Here is a 19,113-nt window from a genome sequence, read left to right as displayed (position 1 = left end):
CGCCATTTGTTTGTATAGAGAGAAGGAGAGATTAGAGTGCAGATAAAACCGGCTTGGTGGAAGGAATCAGTTGTTTATCAGGTTTATTGGCGCAGCTTTAAAGATACAAACGGGGATGGTATTGGTGATCTTCGAGGTGTTATTGAAAAGCTGGATTATATTCAATCGTTAGGTGTGACAATGGTCTGGATTAATCCATTTAATGAATCCCCAGACAAGGACAATGGTTACGATGTGTCCGACTATTATACGGTAATGAAAAAGGCAGGTACGATGGAAGACTTTGATCAGCTCGTTGCGGAGACGCATGCAAGAGGCATGAAGCTGATGATGGACGTCGTCGTTAATCATACATCGAATCATCATCCTTGGTTCATCGAATCTCGTTCCTCGATCAATAATCCGAAGCGAGATTGGTATATTTGGCAGGATGGTAGAGAGGGCGAGCCGCCTACCAACTGGCGTTCTTATTTTAACCCTTCAAGCTGGGAATTTGATGAGACGACAAAGCAATATTATATGCATTCCTTTGCGATCGAGCAGCCGGATTTAAACTGGGCAAACAAAGAAATGAGAATGGAAATCTACAACATGCTGCGTTTCTGGCTGGATAAAGGAGTAGATGGGCTTCGGCTCGACGCTCTGGCATTGCTGGCTAAGCCAAACAGCTTCAGCGATGTAGAAGATCCACATGACATCAGGTATTTAACACATAATCCGGGACTGCATGATTATTTGCAGGAAATGAACCGTGAGGTTTTCCGGCATTATGATATGATGACCGTTGGCGAAATCGCGTTCGCAACACCGGAGACAGGTCCTTTGTTCGTTGAAGAGGAGCGTATGGAGCTGAATACGCTGTTCCATTTTGAAGTTGCGGATGAAATGCCGGAATGGGATATGGTTCGTTACAAGCGGATCCAGAAGCAGTGGGCGGAGGCTTTGGCTGGCCGAGGGTTTGGCTCGCAGTTTCTAAATAACCATGATCATACGCGGCAAGTATCCCGTTATGGGAATGACAAGGAATTCCGCGAAGAATCAGCTAAGCTGCTTGCTACGATGGTCCATACGCTTCCAGGCATTCCATACATTTATCAAGGCGAAGAAATCGGTATGACAGGCGTAAGGTATGAAACGATCGGCGATTATAAAGATATTGCGATGATTAACAGATATGTGGAGGAAGTCGGCAAAGGCCAAGATCCTGCCGCAGTGTTTCGTTCATTGCAGGCGCTTAGCCGTGATAACTCCAGAACGCCAATGCAATGGAATACGGAGCTTAATGCAGGTTTTGGCAGCGCCGAGCCATGGATTAAGGTTAATCCAAATTATGAAGAAATTAATGTAGAACAAGCGGAAAAAGATCCAAATTCAGTATTAGCTTTTTATCGGAAGCTCATTGCGCTTAGAAAGAGCAATCCAGTCATGGTTTATGGCGACTTTACCGATATAAGTGAAGATGATCCTAATCTATATGTTTATGTACGAGAGCTGGAAGGAACCGAATGGGTTGTGCTTTTGAATCACGGAGAAGAGGCCCAAACTTTTACGTTCTCGGATTCGTTTTTTGGAGAGGAAGCTTTGAAGCTGAAGCTGGTGCTTGGTACGTATGAGAATACATTAAGCACTTGGAATGACGAAGGGCGAAGCATCGAGCTGAGGCCATTTGAAGCGCGAATCTATGAAGTAATCACCTAATTCCGCGTGAGCGTGCGATTATAAAGAAATGGTGGAGCAGAATAAACCCTGCCCCACCATTTTTTTTATTATGTGCTTAACGCACGCTTTCTTGCTTTAATGGCAGCTTGCGGCCTTTCCCGTAAGGGATGCAAAGGGGAGTGCCAAATATGGGATCTGCTGTGATTTGGCATTCCATATCAAACACGGTGCGTATAAGCTGTTCGTTCATAATGGCTTCCGGTTTGCCCTGCGCATGTATTTGGCCGTCTTTCACAGCTACAATGTGATCAGCATATCGGCAAGCTAGGTTAATGTCGTGCAGCACCATCACAATCGTACGATTCTCCTGCTCGTTTAAATCAAAAAGCAAATCAAGAATTTCGATCTGATGGGCCATATCCAAATAAGTTGTCGGCTCATCAAGCAAAATAGTCGGTGTGTTTTGGGCTAGCGTCATTGCTATCCAAGCACGTTGACGTTGACCGCCGGATAGCGAGTCCAGTGAGCGCGAGGACAGTTCGTCCATATGCGTCACTTCAAGTGCTTTTTTGACCATCTTCTCGTCTTCATGCGACCATTGCTGCAGCCAGCTTTGATAAGGATAACGGCCTTGCTTGACGAGCTGATGGACGGTTAAGCCTTCCGGTGCAATTGGACCTTGAGGCAAGATCGCTAGGCGCCTTGCGATTTCCTTGCTAGAGAGTTTGGCAATCTCATGGCCATCAATAAGAATAGAGCCTTCTTGCGGCTTTAAAAGGCGGGCAAGGGAACGGAGCAGCGTTGACTTGCCGCAGCCGTTGCTGCCAATGAATACTGTGATCTTGCCGGGAGGGATCAGCAAATCAAGATTATTGAAAATCGCTTTTTGTCCGTAGGATAACGTAAGATTTTTCGCTTGAATGGAGGACACGATAATCTCTCCCCTTTGCTTATTATTGTTTAATTATAAACGCGCAGTGCGTTATGATCGGTTGCGATGGCGATACAATAAATAGATAAAGAACGGTGCGCCTATCGCTGCAGTGAAGACACCTGCTGGAATATCTAGCGGAAGGAACGCAGTTCTTGCGATAAGGTCAGAGAGCAGCAATACAAGCGACCCTATTAAAGCGGACACAGGTATTACGCCTCCATAAGACGGGCCAACAAGCTTCCGGGCAATATGTGGCGCCATAAGCCCGATGAAATTAATGGCACCACCTATAGCAACCGCAACACCTGCGAGCGCAACGCTGATGATGAGCAGTATCGTTCTTTTGATTTGGACGGAGCTGCCAACGCTTGTAGCAACCTCATCGCCAAGCTCCTGGACATTAAGATGCCGAGCATAGATAAGCGCAATTGGAAACAAAACGACAAGCCATGGAAGCAAAGTCCAAAAGTCTCTGTCCCATGATACGCCGTAGATGCTGCCAGTCATAAAAGTAAAGGCTTTGACGGCTACCGCAGTAGGCGTGAAGGATGACGTAAGGATAAGCATGTAGGTAACCGCAGTTAATGCGGTAGCCATTCCGATACCAATTAGGACGAGCCTGAGCGGCGTGATTCCTTTTCGGTAAGCAAATAAATAAATGAGGAACGCGACGGCAAAAGCTCCAATAACAGCACTGATCGGCATGAACCGGATGCTTATATGCGAAAAATACAAAATGAATATAACGGTGCCAAGTGAGGCTCCGCCCGTAATGCCGATAATATCGGGAGATGTCAAAGGATTGCGCACAATACCTTGCAGCAGCGCCCCTGAAACAGCGAGTGCTGAGCCTACCATTACAGCAATCAACACGCGTGGCAGACGAAGTGAAAAAATAATCATCGCATCTGACGAATCACCTTGTCCCACAAAAGTAAGTAAAACATCGATAGGATTAATGGTTTTGCTGCCAAGCCCAACACAAATGACGACTGCTGCTAAATTGGCAATTAGCAACATAACAATCACCATTAATGTTCGGCGGTCAAGTTGAAAGGAGTGTTTGCGGCCCCTGAGTGTGATCCATTTATTCATATTAGGATTGGCCTCCTCTTCTAGCGATAAACACGAAGAAAGGAACACCAATAATCGCTGTCATGATTCCCACGGGAACTTCCTTCGGAAATGAAATATATCTTGATCCGATATCAGCAGCAAGCAGCAATATGCCGCCAAACACCGCGCAGTATGGAATAACCCAACGGTAGTCAATGCCAACTAAATAACGCATTAGATGAGGAATAATAATGCCAACGAAAGCAATAGGGCCAGCCATAGAGACCGAGCCGCCTGCGAGCAGAACGATAATAATTCCAGCTGCTAATTTGATATAGACGGTTTTTTGACCTAATCCTACAGCAACGTCTTCTCCAAGCGCCAGCACGTTCATATGTCTTGCAAGCACGATGGCCGCTATCAAGGCAATACCCATATATGGAGCAGCGGCTGTAAAGATGTTCATGTCGCGTCCTGAGACGGAGCCGACAAACCAATAAAGCACCTGATCAAATGTCTGGCCGCTTGTAAGCAATACGCCCAGCGTGAGCGAAGAGAAGAAAGCAGTCATAGCAGCGCCAGCAAGCGTAACCTTCAGCGGAGTCAAACCATCGTTGCCGATCGAGCCAAGCGAGTAAACGAGAGTCACTGTAAAGGCTGCTCCTACAAACGCCAGAGTTGCAAAAGTCGTCATGCCGCTAGCTCCGAAAAAGGCAGAGCCGATGACGATGAAGAAAGCGGCTCCTGAATTCACGCCGAATATGCTCGGAGAAGCAAGCTGATTGCGGGTAATTCCCTGCATGAGTGAGCCTGCTACAGCTAGACTCGCTCCGACTGCGGCTGCGATAAACGCGCGCGGCACTCTTGCCGTTTGAATGATGAGCTGCTCCTGAGAGCCATCAAATGCGGTAAATGAAGCTAAAATCGTGCGCCAGCTAATATTCGTTACTCCAAATGCTATGCTGCAAACGATACCAGCAGCAAAGAGGAGCAAGCCGGTTATCAGCCCTATTATTTTCTGGGCTCGTGTATGTAATAATGTACTCATAATTTCCTCTTTCCTTGATGTCAATTGTGAAGGGTATTCATGATTTAGGACTACTAAAACATTTTAGGGGATCATGTACATAGTGTCAATGAAGTTGAAAATCATTATCAACAGTTATTGACTTTGTTTTATATGGCTGGTATAGTTTCGTTTGTAATAAAACTGAGAATGATTTTCAACATGAAGGGGAGAAAAAAATGTCTTATGTATTAAAGAAGAAATTTACTTGGACAGCATCCGCCCTATTGCTTGCACTAGCCGTAATTGTTTCGGGATGCGGCCAATCCGGTTCAAAAAATAACGAAGGCAATTCATCGGCGACAGAAGGAACAAACGCGTCAAAGACAGAAGACACGAGAGTAATTACGCATGCAATGGGCGAGACCAAAATAGAAGGCAATCCAACTCGTATCGTCGTATTATCTAACGAAGGAACAGAAGCGTTGCTGGCACTTGGCATTAAACCGGTAGGCGCGGTGAAATCTTGGACAGGCGACCCATGGTATGACCACATAAAAGCGGATATGGAAGGTGTTACCGTTGTAGGTGAAGAGAGTCAGCCTAACATCGAGCTGATTGCAAGCCTAAAACCTGATCTTATTATTGGTAATAAATTGCGCCAAGAGAAAGTTTATGATCAGCTTAAGGTTATTGCACCTACTGTGTTTTCTGAAACGCTTCGTGGTGCTTGGCAGTCTAATTTCATGCTATATGCTGATGCGATCGGCAAGAAAGCTGATGGCGAAAAAATCATTGCCGACTATGACAACCGTGCAGCAGACTTTAAAAGTAAAGCTGGCGACAAGCTCAACCAGAAGGTATCAGTCGTTCGGTTTATGGCGGGCAAAACGCGCATTTACTTAGAGGATACTTTTACAGGGATTGCATTCTCGAAGCTTGGAATTACACGTCCAGACAATCAAAAATATAAAGATACATTCGTTGAGGAAATTACGAAAGAACGTTTGCCGGAAGTAGATGCTGACATGTTGTTCTACTTCACTTATGAAACGGGTGATGGCAAAGGAACGAAGATGGAAGAAGAAATGTTGAAGGATCCTTTGTGGCAAAGCCTTCAAGTTGTAAAAAATAATAAAGCGATTAGAGTGAGCGATGCGATCTGGAATACAGCCGGCGGCGTCATTGCAGCTAATCTAATGCTTGATGAAATTTATAAGATTTATGAAATTAACTAAATAGTCGCTTTTTAAAGCAGTCGGTTCTTATACCGGCTGTTTTTTTCTTATAATAACGGGTAAGTTAATTAGGATATGATCGTTCGAATCGATACACTGGATTGTTGCATGGGTGCAAAAATACATACTTTTATTGCTTGGGGGGTATTTAAGCTGAATCAGTATGATGAGATTAAACAAGGCGAGAAGGGTGCTTGGGTCAGTATAGGCGCTTATTTGGGATTATCCGCCATCAAACTCGGAGCAGGCTACTGGTTCGTATCTGGAGCACTCGTTGCAGACGGCTATAACAACCTTACGGATATTGTTGCGTCAGTAGCCGTACTGATTGGATTGCGAATTTCACAGAAGCCGCCGGATAAGGATCATCCATACGGACATTTTCGAGCGGAGACCATTGCAGCACTTATCGCTTCGTTCATTATGGCGACGGTGGGCATCCAAGTATTGATCAGTGCGGTAAAATCATTGTTTGCTGCTAATCATCATATACCTAATCTAATGACAGCATGGATTGCTTTATTTGCTGCGGCATGTATGGGCGGGGTTTATATATATAATCGAAGGCTGGCCCTCCGAATTAACAATCAAGCTTTATTAGCGGCAGCTAAGGATAACTTGTCAGATGCTCTTGTGAGCATAGGGGCAGCTATCGGTATTATAGGATCACAATTTGGCTTGCCATGGCTTGATCCTGTAGCGGCAATAGCTGTAGGTATTATAATATGTAAAACGGCTTGGGAAATTTTTTATAGCTCTACGCATGCGCTTACGGACGGCTTTGATGAGAATGAGCTGTCCTCTCTAAGTTCAACAATTGCCAAAACGAAAGGTGTTAAATCGATTAAGGATATTAAAGCTAGAGTACATGGCAGTCATGTACTTGTCGATGTAATCGTTCAGGTTGATCCCGAGCTTACATTGATCGAAAGCCATCAAATAAGTGACGAAATCGAGCGTCGAATGAGTAGGAAGCATAACATAATGAGCATACATGTTCACGTTGAGCCCGATGAGCTAATCGAGAATACAGGGGCAAGTAAGCCGGAAAATCATTAAATCCAATCGGTAATTGTTGCCAAATGAGTTCAAAATCAAAATTTATGGTTCAAATGGCATGAAAGGCTGATTCTGCCAAAAGACCTACTCTTCACATGAAAATCATACAATTTAGTTGCAGTGATGGAGTAAATTTCAAGTGCATATAGGTACTAAGGCATCCTCTTAATTGGGATGTCTTTTTTTTGTGTACATACGACGATTTTATGGTTCTTAAAACCTATTACGAAGAGGGGTTAAATAGGCTTTTTGGTCGATACTTGTCTAATCTAATCGAATTTACAATGAAGCAGAACCGTGAAACTTAAACTGTTTACACACCAAGGAGGCGTAAGGATTGCAACACAGCATGAAAAAAAGGATGGCAACAGCAACGTTAACGGCAGCATTATTGTTTAGTTCACTTTCAGTTCCAGCAGCGCTGGCGGCTCAGACAACACAAGCAGCAGAGGTACAATCGAGCGTAAATATGCGCACATCACCTTCGACATCAGCATCCATTATTCGCAGTTTAAAGAAAGGCGAACAAATTACGGTGATGAATAAGGTTAATTCATATTGGTATAAAGTAGCAGATTCTTCGGGTAAACAAGGTTACATATCGACCTCATCACAGTATATTGAGCTTCAAACCTCGGTTCCTGCACAAGACGGCAATGCAGTCGCTCTATCTTCTGTTTCTTTCCGAAAGGCGGCATCGACATCGGGTGAACGCATTCGATATTTGAAGAAAGGTGAGCAGGTAACTATCGTAGAAAAGACAAACAGCTATTGGTATGAAGTGAAGGATGGCAACGGTATTCGCGGCTATGTAAGCACAGATTCTTCCTACTTGAAAGTAACTGGGACTATTCCTGGTGGGAATACTGGGGGGAACACGGGCGGCAATGGCGGTGGAACAGTTACGAATCCTGATGTATCAAAAGATAAGCAGGTTGAGAAAATCATAGCTGCAGGGATGAAGTATTTAGGCACCCCTTATGAATACAGTTCTGATCGCAACACGACGACAACTTTTGATTGCTCCGATTTCGTGAGACAAGCCTTTCTTGATGGCGTCTCTCTGAAGCTCCCGGCTGACTCTCGTCAGCAAGGTCAGTACGTAAAGGATAAAGGTTCTATTACGACCAACTGGAAGCAGTTGAAACGCGGTGATATCGTATTCTTTATGTCCTATAAAGGAACGAAGGCATCAGCCTATAATGGAATTGATAAATCTAAAGCTACGATTACTCATGACGGGATTTATTTGGGAGACGGCAAAGTATTGCATACGTATTCGAAAGAGGGGGGCGGTGTTACCGTCAGCAGTATTGAAGGTACCCATTGGGAGTATCGTATACTGTTCGGTGGAAGCGCGTTATAACCTCAAAAAAGCCAGTTAGGATTTATTCCTAACTGGCTTTTTTACATCTGTATGAAATTGCTTATGAATCTATTTGAATTTTCGCATTATCGTTATGTTTAATTTGTTCGTTCTGGACTGCTTCAACTTCTTTGTCCTCGAGCGCTTTCTTCTTGTTACGTCTCTTGCGAAGAAAAAGATAAACAATGAGAATAGGCACGGCTCCTAAAAAGATATACAAGGAAACATCCTTAACCATGCTTTCCGCAGCGCGTCCGTAGAAATAAAATAATGATCCAACAATATAGAACTTTAAGCCCCGGCCAATTGCTGCGTACCCGATTAATCTCCAAAGAGGGAAATTTAAGCAACCAGACAATATTGTAAATACTTTGAATGGAATAGGTGTGAAAGAGCCGATAAGAATGGCTGCTTCGCCATTTTTCTGAAACTTATCCGTAGCGGCATCGATCCATTCTTTTTTTAGAAATTTATATAGAACGGATTTGCCCATAATCTTTCCCAAATAATACCCGACAGGTGTACCTAGGAGGCAGGCGATATAGCCCACAGTGGCCAGCCATAATGCTGTAGATGGATTGAGTATGCTCAATGAAACTTGAAGAAAAAAAGCAGGAATGGGAAATATAACTGCGTCTAGAAACGAATGAATAAACAATCCGAGTGGACCGAAATCCTTTAAAAAATCGACTACGGCTTGAAACATTACCAGGCTCCCTTTCCATCAACTAACCTGCACATAAAGCCTGCTTTTACGAAATATACCGTGTGTAAATTCCACTTATGCTAACATATGCTGCAGCTTGTTGAAAAAGCGCTTTAGCGCTTGATATTTTAATTATAGCATAATTTTTTCGCTTAAGAAGATGATACTTGTCATGTGTTTCATCTCCGCTTCTCTAGTTCCTCTAGACCAAGTGCTTAAGAACGAATACGTGATAACCTGCTTACAGGTTTCAACGTCTTTTTCAGAATATTCTCTCCCAGCATTTTCAATTCTTATGATTATTGATGATTTAGAAAAATTCACGTTGCTAAAAATAAAAAAAAGCTCGTTACGGGGGCCGTAAACGAGCGGAGATTACTACAAAGAATAGAATGGCAGCAGCTACTCCCGAATTTGACGGCGAGAGACACCGCTTTGCTGAGCAGCCTGTATGACGCGTCGCCGTACTTCCTCAACGACTCTCGTGTTGAAGACGCTAGGAACTATATACATAGGGCTCAGTTCTTCATCACTGATAACGGAGGCAATGGCTTCTGCTGCCGCAAGCTTCATCTCTTCATTAATTGTGGCAGCCCGGCTATCGAGCGCTCCACGGAAAATTCCCGGAAAGCAGAGAACATTGTTAATCTGATTAGGATAATCCGATCTCCCCGTAGCAAAAACAGCGACGATATCCTCAGCTAGTTCAGGGCGTATTTCAGGCTCTGGATTCGCCATTGCGAAAACGATTGGATCTTTTGCCATCGTTGTAATATGCTCTCGCGTCAATATGCCGCCGGCCGAAACGCCTATAAAAACATCAGCGCCGTTTAGCGCTTCAGCTAAACCGCCTGTGATGCGCTCTTCATTCGTATGATTAGCATACCACTGCCACATAGGGTTGTCATAAACACAGTCAGCGGACAATATCCCAGCCCGGTCCACACCGATAATATGTTTTGCTCCTCCGGCGATCAGCATTTTTGTACAAGCGGTTCCTGCTGCCCCGATTCCGCAAATAACGATGCGAGCCTCTTGGAGGCTTCGATTTGTCAGCTTCAGCGCATTTAGCAGCCCCGCGTATAATACGACCGCAGTACCATGCTGATCATCATGAAAGACAGGAATATCAAGCTCCTGCTTTAACCTTTGTTCAATTTCAAAGCAGCGAGGGGAGGAAATATCCTCTAAATTAATGCCGCCAAAGGCAGGCGCAATATTTTTGATCGTTGCAATGATGGTTTCGGTATCCTGCGTGTCGAGGCAGATCGGGAACGCATCGACATCGGCAAATTGCTTGAACAGCATTGCTTTGCCTTCCATGACAGGCATAGCTGCATACGGACCGATATTGCCGAGGCCAAGCACCGCGCTTCCGTCGGAAACGACGGCAACCATATTTCTTTTTATGGTGAGCGTATATGCTTTGGACGGTTCTTCGGCGATTGCTTGGCATACTCTAGCCACATCCGGCGTATAGACACGGGACAAGTCATCGCGGTTTTGGATCGGCGTTTTGGGCTGAATTGAAATTTTACCTCCAAGATGAAGCAGGAAGGTACGGTCGGATATATGAACGAGCCGAATGCCTTCTAATGATTTCAGCGCTGTCGTAAGCCGTTCTGCTGCGCCATGCTCCGATATTTTCACAGTTAAATCGCGCAAGCTTTTGTTTTTGTCTGTATGTATGACGTCTATGGCGATAATATCGCCTTTGGCTTGTTCGATTGCTGTAGCTGCTCGGCCAAACTGCGCAAGATTCGTATCAATTTCCAACCTCAAAATAATCGTTTTTCCGTCTGTCATCTTCGAACTCATTATAAACAGCTCCCTTCATCAGTTATACTATTTGGATAAGGGCATACAATTTATGCTTCATTCTTATTTTAAAAAGAAAACCGTCACTGCATCAGTCGCAGGACGGCGTTCGGACAACTCGTGGGGTCGTATTGTTGATTGCGTTTGGTAAGCAGGCTGTCTCTAAACTGGCCTGAAGCGTAAGGCTCATGAATAAGCTTGAACCACTTATCGACAGTATCGTTCGAATCGAGCATTTCTCCAAATCCGTTATTGATGAAATATTCGCAGTTCTCTTCTTCTTGTCCAGGAATCGGCTCATAAAACAGCATTGGAATTCCTTTGCTCATTCCTTCTGTGCAGGTCATGCCTCCAGGTTTCGTAATTAGAAGATCGGAGACATCCATCAGCTTGTTCACCTCGCGAGTGAAGCCAAGTATACGAATGTTAGGATGCTGAAAAAGGGGATCGGCAAGCATTTTTTCCTTCATCTTCTCGTTTGAGCCAACGCAGTAAATGAGTTGTGTGTTTTCCCGCCATTTGGTCATATATTCAAGGGCATTGTCCTCGTATAAAATTCCCCAACCGCCGCCCATTATGAGTACGGTCGGCATGTTTTTTAAATCAAATTGCTCTCTAATCTCTTCTTTCTCGTATGTATGCCAGAAGTTGGGGTGAACAGGGATTCCTGTTACTTCAATTCGGTCTGTTGTAACCCCTTTTTCCATGAGCCGCTCTTTCACAAGCTCGCTTGAAACGAGGTATTTATTGACTTCTTGGTTTACCCATGACCCATGTGCATCATAGTCTGTAATAAGCGTATATAACCGTATGTCTAGTCCTAGACGTTTGAGCCGAGCAACGACAGCATTCGGTACAGGATGGGTGCATACGATTAGTTCTGGCTTCAGCTGGGATATGACCTGTGACGTTTGGGTATAAAACACACGATGAAGCGCAAGCTGTGTAAAGCGGTTAAGCGACTTCTTATAGTTGCTGCGGTACATAAGACCGACCATCTTTGGTTGTTTGCTTACCGTTTTGCGATATGCAGATATAATCCACGGACCAAGCACCGGATTAAGGAAATTTCCTAACTCGATGACGCGGGTCTGAATCCCCGGACTTAATTGCTTGAGTCCGACAGCGAGCGCATAGGCAGCTTGGGTATGACCAGAGCCAAAGCCTTCAGAGAGCAGAAGCACTCTTTTCTTACGCATTCATTCCACCTACTTTTCTAATTCCATATTACGATGCAAGTGCGACTAACACAAGTTTTATCCGCTAGGGTTGCGAATAATGTGGTGGATAAATTATCCTAGAATGAAGATGTACACATTATTATTATATGTAACTAAGTAGTCAACTATATTTACATATATTTTACAAGCAAATATAACATAATAAAGTGAGGATGGTTCGATATGGAACGAAATAACCAGGTTGACGATAGTTTGAAAATAGGGGATAACGTTAGAGCTGAAATCCGCTCCGGTCATTATCTAGGTGAGCTTGTTGAAATTAACGGGCCTCGTGCTCTCGTAAAGGTATTAGCTGTGTTAAAGCATCCTGAGCAAGGAGACCTGCATAATCCTTATAATCCAGACGTGCCTATGTTTCATGAGCGTCGTGCACTAAGCTTTACAGAAAAAACAAATGTTTTGCTGCGTGACGTAAAGCGGCATACAGGCATTATTCCAGAGTATAACGATTCTTTAAGAGCTGCCGCAGAAGCCGAAATTGCTTCATTGGATCGACTGCAGCGCTGGGCGGCTAAAGGCTTGGAGCAAATGCAGCAGCTCTTAAAGGAATATAAATAGCTTTATATTATTTATTAATGAAGACGGTTTTTAGAGTATCGCGATAAATCACTTGGAATTGCAATCCTTCTGATAATGCGGCAAGCGGAACATATAACGTGCTTGCTTTGCCAACGGTATGGATAAAAGCAGGCGGTGCATTTAGTGCTTTAACTGTACCGTTTTCACGGAAAGAGGATTGTCCTACCGTTATATCCACCGCTCGATCGGCAACTTTTATAGTTGCCGTCTGCGCAGCGGCGTTCCATTTGGTGGTAGCGCCTAATGCGTCTGCAATGCTCCGAAGCGGTACGAAGGTGCGATTTTGAACAACCATTGGTTTATTTGCGCTAATCATTTCTTTTCCATTAATGACAATAGTAAGCGCAGCCTCACTATCCTTTGCTCTTGGCTTAACGATACGATAATCTCCCCAAATGGCCTTCGAAAAGGATTTCCCCATTGCAGCATAACCCGCCCTGCTAGGATGTATGTCCCCTTTTGCAATTGATGTATAGCTTAGCTCATTATCTATGAAGGAAGAGGAGACATTTGCGATTTTAACATTAAATCCTTCTTTCACAAGCCGTTCGATTATCTGATTTAAGCGTTCCCGCAGCTGCTTGATGCTATCCTTCAGAAACAACCGGTCAGCCTCAGGGTAAAGAGGAAAGATGAGCGATCCTACCTTTAATGGAGGAGGTATTGGCAGATATTGATCTGCGATAATGATTTGGGCATTTGGCTGCTGAGACAGCAGCAATCTTAGAGCTGCCTCAAGCTCCGTCTCGTAAGTGTCCAAAGCCTTGTCCAACACAGCAGTCGTCTCGGCATGATCGGCACCCTTATTTAGCTTGTCGAGAACAGCATACAAGTCGTTGCCGCCTATTGTCATTACGATTAGATCAGCTTCACTTAAGGCAGAGCGGAGCAGCGACGTTTCAGCAAAAATTCGCTCTGCGCGTGGATCGGGCAGTCCACTCTGAATATCAGAGCTTTTTACGCTGGCACCGCTCACAACGGCTTCAATCCATCGCTTTAATCCTGATGTTTGGAGCCCTAGCACCCCATAATTGATGTACTCTGCACGAAGTCCATGGAATAAAGCTTGTTCGTATACATGCTCTACGAAGCCATATGGAATGGATTGTTCGGTAAAGCCATATTCGTAGCCGGCAGTTAATGAATCACCAACCGCGACGATGCGGTAAGTGTGATCAACTTTCTTTTTGTCAACTACAGAGGCAGCATGAGCAGTAGGAGCGTTATTCCCGGCAGTGCTTATACTTAGTGGAGAGAAAATACCGGTTGTAAGCACGATAGCGATCAATACTGACGATGCAGCGCGAAACGCCGCTTTCCTAAACTTGCTATACAATAAGTACACACTCCTCTGTTAAAATAAAAGGAAATAAAAACTGCAGGGTATGCTATGATGATACTCCGCAGAGAATCGAAGCTAACGCCTTCAAAACCATCTTCAATAATTGAATTTGTAGTAAAATAGTGCAAACTATTATGAAAATATTAAATTGATTCCGCTTTGGCCTAATGATAAAATAACAGGATAATCGCTATGACGCGGTAAAGGCCGGGTGTGGTCAATTAAACGTTAACGCTCTATAAGAGACGTTTCCGTTTAGCTTAGGAATGTCAAGGAGCAGGCCGGTGTGCCTCGCTGACTACCATTCTATGATAAAACAAGCCAAAAATGAAGCGTAATGCGTATTCATCGGTGCTTAATTTCAACACGTTCACGCTTACCCAAAAATCTTCTCATAGAAAGGTTGCTCACAATGAAAGAACATATTTTGGGATTGCCGCCGAAGCAGGGGCTCTATGATCCGCAGTTTGAGAAAGACGCATGCGGCATGGGCTTTGTGGCCAACATCAAGGGAATCAAGTCACACAAGGTCATTCGCCAAGCGCTGATGCTGCTCGAGAATATGGAGCATCGCGGTGGTCAAGGCAGCGAACCGAATACGGGAGATGGAGCAGGTATTTTACTTCAAATTCCTCATACATTTTTTGCGGCTGAATTAAAAAAGCAAGAAATTGTACTTCCCGCCGAAGGACACTATGCCGTAGGTATGATTTTTATGCCGCAGGATGAAGAAGCTCGCCGTGCAATTGAGCGTGAAGTGGAAACGATCGTTCAAGAGGAGAACCAATCGGTTATCGGTTGGCGTACGGTTCCAACGGATGATAAGAAACTGGGTGAATCCGCATTAGCTGTTAAGCCTTATGTTCGTCAATTGTTTATCGGCATGAACGACAGCCTCAAGGACAATATGGCATTTGAACGCAAATTATATGTTATTCGTAAGCGCGCTGAGCTTGCGATTCGTTATGCCGGCAAAGAAGGCGGCAATATGTTTTACTTCTCAAGCCTATCCTCTAGAAAAATCGTATATAAAGGAATGCTTACGACTGAGCAGGTGCGTTCGTTCTATACCGAGCTGAACGATGAATCCGTTGTTTCGGCAATGGCGCTTGTACATTCCCGTTTTAGTACGAATACATTCCCAAGCTGGGAACGCGCTCATCCTTTCCATTATATGATTCATAACGGAGAAATTAATACCCTTCGCGGCAATGTGAACTGGATGCATGCCCGTCAAACCTTGTTTGCCTCTGAATTGTTCGGTGATGATATCGAGAAAATCAAACCTGTTATTAACCCAGATGGATCGGATACAGCAATGTTCGACAACACGCTGGAGTTCCTATTCTTGTCCGGTCGTTCGATGGCACATGCTGCAATGATGATGGTGCCAGAGCCTTGGTCCAATCATGAGAGCATGAGCGACGAGCGCAAAGCATTTTATGAATACCACAGCACATTGATGGAGCCATGGGATGGCCCAGCTGCGCTTGGTTTCACTGACGGCGTAAAAATCGGTGCGGTGCTTGACCGCAATGGTCTTCGTCCAGCTCGTTATTACGTAACGAAGGACGATCATATTATTCTCGGCTCCGAGGCTGGAACCGTTGAGATTCCGCCAGAGGATATTTTGTACAAAGACCGCTTGCGTCCAGGACGCATGCTGCTAGTAGATACAGAGCAAGGCCGCATCATTTCTGATGAAGAAGTGAAAGCGGAAATCGAGACCGAGCATCCATATCGCGAATGGCTGAATGAGCATCTTGTTGATTTGGAAGATTTGCCGGAAGCTCCTGAGCTGCCAGAACCAAACCATGCTACTGTTCAAATGAGACAGCAAGCGTTCGGATACACATTTGAGGACATTCGCAAAGTGCTTGAGCCGATGGCTGGCAGCGGCATGGAGCCTATCGCTTCAATGGGTTATGATGCACCGCTGGCGGTGTTGTCAGAGCGTCCGCAGCGTTTGTACAATTACTTCAAGCAGTTGTTTGCACAAGTTACGAATCCGCCTATTGATGCGATTCGTGAGGAGATTATTACTGCGACAGGTACAACGATTGGTCCAGAACGCAATCTGCTTAATCCAGAGCCAGAGAGCTGCCGACACATCAAATTGGATACGCCTATTTTGTCTAATGAGCAATTCGCCAAGCTGCGCCATGTGCGCCGTCCTGGCTTTCGTTCCATTACACTCCCGATCTTCTTCCCTGCAAATGAGGGTGAGACGGGCTTGCGCGCTGCGCTTACACAAATGTGTGAAGCGGCTGATCGTGTTATTGCGAAGGGACATAATCTGCTTATTCTATCCGATCGTGGCGTCGACAAGGAAAATGCTGCAATTCCAGCTTTGCTGGCAGTAGCGGCACTGCATCATCATCTTATTCGCCAAGGTACACGGACAAAGGTTGCTATTTTGCTGGAATCCGGCGAACCTCGTGAAGTGCATCACTATGCATTGCTGCTTGGTTACGGCGTAAGCGCAGTTAACCCTTATCTTGCATTTGAATCGCTTGACGACATGATTAAGCAAGGCATGCTTCGCGGCGTATCGCATGATAAAGCAGTGAAAAATTATATTAAAGCAGCCACTAAAGGCGTTATTAAAATATTGTCCAAAATGGGTATCTCGACTATTCAATCCTACCGTGGCGCTCAAATCTTTGAAGCGCTCGGCTTGAAAGAAGATGTGATCAACGAGTACTTCACATGGACACCGTCCCGCATCGGCGGCATCGGTCTAGATGTTATTGCTGAAGAGACGTTGAAGCACCATAACCGCGCTTTCGCTGAGCAAGAAGGCGGAGAGAAAGAGCTTGACTCTGGCGGTGATTACCAGTGGCGTAAAGATGGCGAAGACCATTTGTTTACACCGCAAACGATTCATACGCTACAGATGGCTTCTCGTGCAAATGACTACAAGCTTTACAAAAAGTTCTCTGCGCTTGTACAGGGCGAGGACAAAAAACATCTTACGCTTCGTTCTTTGCTCAAGTTTAAGGAAGGCCGTCAAGCCGTTCCGCTTGAGGAAGTTGAATCGCTTGAATCCATCGTAAAACGCTTCAAAACAGGTGCGATGTCATTTGGTTCAATCAGTAAAGAAGCCCATGAGAGTCTGGCTATCGCGATGAACCGCCTAGGCGGCAAATCGAATACGGGCGAGGGTGGAGAAGATCCAGCACGCTTTATACCAGATGCGAATGGCGACTCAAGACGCAGCGCGATTAAACAAGTAGCATCGGGACGTTTTGGCGTAACGAGCAACTACTTGGTTAATGCAGATGAGATTCAAATTAAAATGGCTCAAGGCGCTAAGCCTGGTGAGGGCGGTCAACTGCCTGGCCTTAAAGTATATCCTTGGGTAGCTGAGGTTCGTGGTTCCACGCCTGGCGTAGGACTGATCTCGCCGCCGCCGCATCACGATATTTATTCTATTGAGGATTTGGCAGAGCTTGTTCATGACTTGAAAAATGCTAATCCACGTGCAAGAATCAATGTAAAGCTGGTATCTGGTGTTGGCGTTGGTACGATTGCGACTGGCGTTGCGAAAGGCCGCGCAGATGTTATTATGGTCAGCGGTTATGATGGCGGAACTGGAGCTTCTCCAATGGGCTCGATTCGTCACGCAGGTTTGCCGTGGGAGCTTGGTCTTGCAGAAACACATCAAACGCTAATGCTAAATAAATTGCGTGACCGTGTCGTTCTTGAGACAGATGGCAAAATGATGAATGGCCGTGACGTTGCGATTGCTGTACTGCTTGGAGCAGAAGAATATGGCTTCTCGACGGCTCCGCTTATCGTGCTAGGCTGCATCATGATGCGTGTATGCCAATTGGATACTTGTCCAGTAGGCGTAGCAACACAAAATCCTGAGCTTCGCAAAAAATTTATGGGCGATCCTAGCCATGTTGTTAACTACCTGCGCTTCATTGCTGAAGAGCTGCGTGAGATTATGGCAGAGCTCGGTTTCCGTACCATTCAAGAAATGGTTGGACGCGTCGATATTTTGGAAACGAAGCAGCTTCTTGAGCATTACAAAGCAAAAGGTATTGATCTCTCTGGCTTGCTGTACGAAGCTGATCTACCACAGGATGCAGTTCGCTACAATGTTCAAGAGCAAAACCATGGCCTTGAATTGTCGCTTGATATGCAGCAGCTCGTTCCACTTGCAAAGGCTGCGATTGAGAATGGCGAGCGCGTGCGCGGAACATTCCCTATTTTGAACACGAACCGTGTTGTTGGTACGATTCTTGGTAGCGAAGTTACGCGTAAATACGGTGCAGCAGGTTTGCCGGAAGATACGATTTCTTACCATTTTGTCGGAACGGCTGGCCAAAGCTTTGGTGCATTCGTGCCAAAAGGAATCACGTTGTCAATCGAAGGCGATTCGAATGACTATGTAGGAAAAGGTCTATCCGGCGGTAAAATCATTGTAGCACCGTCACCAAAGGCAACTTTTGTGGCAGAGGACAATGTTATTATCGGTAACACAGCGCTGTATGGTGCTACTAGCGGTCAAGCCTATATCCGCGGTGCAGCTGGCGAACGCTTCGCTGTTCGGAACAGCGGCGCAAATGTAGTTGTAGAAGGTGTCGGCGATCATGGCTGTGAGTATATGACAGGCGGACGCGTCGTTATTCTTGGCCTCACAGGTCGTAACTTTGCGGCAGGTATGTCTGGCGGAGTCGCTTATATCTATGATGAGAAAGGCGATTTCTACAATCATTGCAATTTGGAGATGGTATTGCTGGAGCGCCTAGAGGACTCTGTAGATGTTGCTGAACTTCGTGGTTTGATTGAATCACATGTTAAGTATACAGAGAGTGCGATTGGTACCCGTCTATTGAATGATTGGGAAGCGTCGCTTTCGAAATTCGTTAAAGTTATTCCTAAGGACTACAAGCGTATGCTTGAACAGATCCGCAAGGTTGAAGATACAGGCTTAGTGGGCGAAGCAGCACTTCTTGCAGCGTTCGAAGCGAACAAGAAAGAGCTTGCACGCGCAGGCGGCAAGTAATTCAGACTTATTTTATAAATCGTATATACGAGTAAAGGGACTGTCCCTGAAGTAGCTTCATTACTTCAGACGACAGTCCCTTTTGTTTTTCG

Annotated in this window: 13 protein-coding genes; 6 read left to right on the top strand and 7 right to left on the bottom strand. The window is 45.1% G+C overall.

The annotated features are described in order from the left end of the window. Positions 1-42 precede the first annotated feature (42 nt). Positions 43-1,698, top strand: a complete 1,656-nt coding sequence (locus AC1DOV_RS21250) for a glycoside hydrolase family 13 protein (protein WP_477512395.1) — start codon at positions 43-45, stop codon at positions 1,696-1,698. A 76-nt stretch (positions 1,699-1,774) separates the two neighbouring features. On the opposite strand, the gene AC1DOV_RS21245 is transcribed toward AC1DOV_RS21250, so the two are convergent. The 3 genes from AC1DOV_RS21245 to AC1DOV_RS21235 are packed head-to-tail and all read right to left on the bottom strand — an operon-like array spanning position 1,775 to position 4,697. Then, positions 1,775-2,590: an ABC transporter ATP-binding protein gene (locus AC1DOV_RS21245; RefSeq protein ID WP_339204607.1), complete on the bottom strand. Its 816-nt coding sequence runs from the start codon at positions 2,588-2,590 to the stop codon at positions 1,775-1,777. Between the two features lie 51 nt (positions 2,591-2,641). Further along, a complete protein-coding gene (locus AC1DOV_RS21240; RefSeq protein ID WP_477551007.1) occupies positions 2,642-3,688 on the bottom strand; it encodes a FecCD family ABC transporter permease in 1,047 nt (348 codons plus the stop codon). Position 3,689: 1 nt separating this feature from the next. Beyond that, positions 3,690-4,697 carry a FecCD family ABC transporter permease gene (locus tag AC1DOV_RS21235; protein ID WP_339204605.1) on the bottom strand — a complete coding sequence of 336 codons (1,008 nt, stop codon included), beginning with the start codon at positions 4,695-4,697 and terminating at the stop codon, positions 3,690-3,692. 197 nt (positions 4,698-4,894) lie between these two features. On the opposite strand from AC1DOV_RS21235, the gene AC1DOV_RS21230 reads away from it, so the two are divergent. The 3 genes from AC1DOV_RS21230 to AC1DOV_RS21220 all read left to right on the top strand — a co-directional run bounded on the left by AC1DOV_RS21230 (position 4,895) and on the right by AC1DOV_RS21220 (position 8,318). Next, positions 4,895-5,893, top strand: a complete 999-nt coding sequence (locus AC1DOV_RS21230) for an ABC transporter substrate-binding protein (RefSeq protein WP_477512367.1) — start codon at positions 4,895-4,897, stop codon at positions 5,891-5,893. Between the two features lie 108 nt (positions 5,894-6,001). Further along, positions 6,002-6,952 carry a cation diffusion facilitator family transporter gene (locus AC1DOV_RS21225; RefSeq protein ID WP_477527703.1) on the top strand — a complete coding sequence of 317 codons (951 nt, stop codon included), beginning with the start codon at positions 6,002-6,004 and terminating at the stop codon, positions 6,950-6,952. Between the two features lie 337 nt (positions 6,953-7,289). Further along, the gene (locus tag AC1DOV_RS21220; protein ID WP_477512970.1) at positions 7,290-8,318 is read left to right on the top strand and encodes a C40 family peptidase; all 1,029 of its coding nucleotides are present in this window, start codon (positions 7,290-7,292) and stop codon (positions 8,316-8,318) included. Between the two features lie 61 nt (positions 8,319-8,379). On the opposite strand, the gene AC1DOV_RS21215 is transcribed toward AC1DOV_RS21220, so the two are convergent. The 3 genes from AC1DOV_RS21215 to AC1DOV_RS21205 all read right to left on the bottom strand — a co-directional run bounded on the left by AC1DOV_RS21215 (position 8,380) and on the right by AC1DOV_RS21205 (position 12,041). Next, entirely contained in the window at positions 8,380-9,024 is a 645-nt protein-coding gene (locus tag AC1DOV_RS21215; protein ID WP_477512971.1) for a YqaA family protein, read from the bottom strand. Between the two features lie 402 nt (positions 9,025-9,426). Then, on the bottom strand, positions 9,427-10,842 hold the full coding sequence (locus AC1DOV_RS21210; RefSeq protein ID WP_475443667.1) for an NAD-dependent malic enzyme: 1,416 nt from the start codon (positions 10,840-10,842) through the stop codon (positions 9,427-9,429). 83 nt (positions 10,843-10,925) lie between these two features. Then, on the bottom strand, positions 10,926-12,041 hold the full coding sequence (locus tag AC1DOV_RS21205) for an MGDG synthase family glycosyltransferase (protein WP_477551006.1): 1,116 nt from the start codon (positions 12,039-12,041) through the stop codon (positions 10,926-10,928). A 204-nt stretch (positions 12,042-12,245) separates the two neighbouring features. On the opposite strand from AC1DOV_RS21205, the gene kapB reads away from it, so the two are divergent. Continuing rightward, positions 12,246-12,641: a kinase-associated lipoprotein KapB gene (kapB, locus tag AC1DOV_RS21200; RefSeq protein ID WP_076268924.1), complete on the top strand. Its 396-nt coding sequence runs from the start codon at positions 12,246-12,248 to the stop codon at positions 12,639-12,641. Positions 12,642-12,648: 7 nt separating this feature from the next. On the opposite strand, the gene AC1DOV_RS21195 is transcribed toward kapB, so the two are convergent. Further along, positions 12,649-13,998, bottom strand: a complete 1,350-nt coding sequence (locus AC1DOV_RS21195; protein WP_477551005.1) for an SGNH/GDSL hydrolase family protein — start codon at positions 13,996-13,998, stop codon at positions 12,649-12,651. A 418-nt stretch (positions 13,999-14,416) separates the two neighbouring features. On the opposite strand from AC1DOV_RS21195, the gene gltB reads away from it, so the two are divergent. Continuing rightward, entirely contained in the window at positions 14,417-19,021 is a 4,605-nt protein-coding gene (gene gltB, locus AC1DOV_RS21190) for a glutamate synthase large subunit (RefSeq protein ID WP_477551004.1), read from the top strand. Positions 19,022-19,113 lie beyond the last annotated feature (92 nt).

This window comes from Paenibacillus sp. 01T47, assembly GCF_056398245.1.
This window is presented reverse-complemented; position numbering and strand designations above follow the sequence as displayed.